This window comes from Streptococcus sp. KR (genome assembly GCF_002238115.1).
In the GTDB taxonomy this organism is placed as follows: Bacteria; Bacillota; Bacilli; order Lactobacillales; family Streptococcaceae; genus Streptococcus.
Genome location: NZ_NGVM01000160.1, coordinates 1 through 418, shown reverse-complemented (window position 1 = coordinate 418; position 418 = coordinate 1). Strand labels below are relative to the sequence as shown.

At 41.4% G+C, this 418-nt stretch carries 1 protein-coding gene; it reads left to right on the top strand.

The features are described 5' to 3' along the window. A partial coding sequence (locus tag CBI42_RS11405) for a transposase (protein WP_142294140.1) occupies positions 1–361 on the top strand: 361 nt, incomplete at its 5' end. Between the last annotated feature and the right edge of the window lie 57 nt (positions 362–418).

The following is a 418-nucleotide window of genomic DNA, read 5'->3' as shown; positions in this document are numbered from 1 at the left end:
CGGGTTTCCACAAGCCATTCATATTACCCGAGCCAATGTTTCTGATCGGGACGGAGCCAGTGCGATGATTGCCTTATATGCCAATGATCTTCGGCATGTTCGCAATGTTCTAGTCGATGGTGGTTATTCAGGAGCTAACTTTAAATTGGATGTTATGAGCAATTTACAAGCGACCGTTCAGGTCGCTAAACGCAATGAATTACACAAGTTTGAAGTAATGCCGCAACGATGGTTGGTTGAACGATCCTTTAGTTGGCTAGAGAATTGTCGACGACTGTGGAAAAATTGTGAAAGACAGCTGCACACAAGTGCCATGATGATGACCTTAGCCTTTATTTCAGTTCTATTGAGGCGCTTTTAAAGATCTCAAACAGTTTCTTAACAAATATTAAGAGTACTTTCAAATGATTAGCACAAC